Genomic DNA, 1,793 nt, shown 5'->3' on the forward strand with positions numbered 1-1,793 from the left:
CGATGGACAGCCGCGATGCTATTACAGTTGCCGGACTGCGGATCGCCGAGCGATTCTTCCGGGCGCTCGAACCCGCCATGGAAATCGAAATACTGGTCGAGGAAGGGGCCGAAGTTGCCGCCGGAAGCGACCTGATGCGCCTGTCGGGCAATGCGCGCGCGATGCTGACCGCCGAACGGTCGGCGCTGAACACCGTGCAGCACCTGTCGGGTATCGCGACGATGACGCGGCAATATGTCGATGCGCTCGCGGGCACCGGTGCCACCTTGCTCGACACGCGCAAGACGATCCCCGGCCTGCGCGTGCTGGAGAAATATGCGACGCGGATGGGCGGCGCGAAGAATCATCGCATGGGGCTGTGGGACGCCGCGATGATCAAGGACAATCATGTCGCGGTTGCGGGGTCGGTGGAGGAAGCGGTCCGCCGCGCAGTTGCGGCGGGGATCGCGGACATCATCGTCGAGGTCGACCGCGTGGCGCAGGTCGAACCGGCGCTGAACGCGGGCGCGACCCACCTGTTGCTCGACAATATGAACCTCGCCGAATTGCGGGAATGCGTCGCGCTGGTCGGCGGCAAGGTGCCGACCGAGGCGTCGGGCGGCGTCCGGCTCGACACGATCCGCGACATCGGCGCGACAGGGGTGACCTATGTGTCGGTCGGGCGGCTGACCCAGTCGGCGCCGGCGGCCGATATCGGGCTCGACTTTGCGCTGGCTTAGCGCCGTCGCACTGGCCCTGATGCCGGCCGCGGTGCAGGCGCAGTCGCTGGCCTGTTCGGTGCCCGACCGCATCCCCGTCCCGCGCATCGAGCAGCCCAAGCGCGGCGAGCCCGTGCGCGATCCCCGGATCACCGGCTATCTGTTAGCCATGAGCTGGTCGCCGCAGCATTGCGCCGACGTGCGCAATCCAAGGGACGCCCGCGACCGCTTTCAATGCGCGGGGGAGAATGGCCGTTTCGGCTGGGTGCTGCACGGCCTGTGGCCCGAAACCGACACATCGGGTTATCCGCAATGGTGCCGATCGGCGAAAATCGTTCCGCAGCCGGTGCTGAAGAAGCATCTGTGCATGACGCCGTCAGCGCAGCTGCTCCAGCATGAATGGGCGAAGCACGGGACGTGCATGAGTCCGCATCCGGCCGCTTATTTCCGCTCGGCAGAGCTGTTGTTCCGCGCGGTGCGCTTTCCCGACATGAAGGCGCTGGCTGCAAAGCCGCAGACCGCAGGAAGCGTCCGCCGTGCATTCGCTGCGGTCAACAAGGGCATTTCGGAGCCGATGATCGCGGTATCGATCGACCGGCAGGGGTGGCTCGATGAGGTGCGATTGTGCCTCGGGCCACGGATGCGGCCGCAGCGCTGCAAGCCGTTCCAGGCGGGCGCGCGCGACCCGCGGGCGGTGCGGGTCCGGCCGATGCCCGGCTGACAGGCCCCCGTCCCGCTTTGGCACGCGCGATTCGTTAACGATCTTTTAACCTTACCGGACCGTTAAGAAGTTCCTAGCTTGCCGGGCATGGACTCGGACGATCATATCGATATTCGCCGTCTTGTCCGCGCGCATGGCACGCGGCAGCTGACTATCGCGCGGCTGAACGCACCCGCGGACTGGCAGGGGGAATTGCGGAGCGCGCTCGCGGCGCATCGCGAGCCCGTCACCATCTTTTCGAACAATGATTTCCGGCTGTTTCTTCAGAGCTTCGCGATCTTTTTTACCGCGACGATGATGTTTCTGCTCTGAGGGCAGTTTTCGACCGGAAGCTGCCGATAGGGGATGTGCACCCCGGCGAAAGCCGGGGCCCA

At 65.9% G+C, this 1,793-nt stretch carries 3 protein-coding genes; all 3 read left to right on the forward strand.

Annotated features, from left to right (window positions below; genetic code table 11):
* A partial coding sequence (nadC, locus tag VGD20_RS09175; RefSeq protein ID WP_331134148.1) for a carboxylating nicotinate-nucleotide diphosphorylase occupies positions 1-719 on the forward strand: 719 nt, incomplete at its 5' end.
* A complete protein-coding gene (locus VGD20_RS09180; protein WP_331134149.1) occupies positions 706-1,419 on the forward strand; it encodes a ribonuclease T2 family protein in 714 nt (237 codons plus the stop codon). The genes nadC and VGD20_RS09180, both read left to right, overlap by 14 nt.
* A gap of 87 nt (positions 1,420-1,506) precedes the next feature.
* Complete coding sequence (locus VGD20_RS09185; RefSeq protein WP_331134150.1) at positions 1,507-1,731, forward strand: hypothetical protein; 225 nt, start codon at positions 1,507-1,509, stop codon at positions 1,729-1,731.
* The last annotated feature ends 62 nt before the right edge of the window (positions 1,732-1,793 follow it).

Origin of the sequence: Sphingopyxis sp., from assembly GCF_036402335.1 — a bacterium.
In the GTDB taxonomy this organism is placed as follows: domain Bacteria; phylum Pseudomonadota; class Alphaproteobacteria; order Sphingomonadales; family Sphingomonadaceae; genus Sphingopyxis.

Excerpts from the sequence above, each read along its gene's own strand:
- VGD20_RS09185 (WP_331134150.1), top strand. The coding sequence starts at position 1,507 with ATGGACTCGGACGATCATATCGATATTCGCCGTCTTGTCCGCGCGCAT.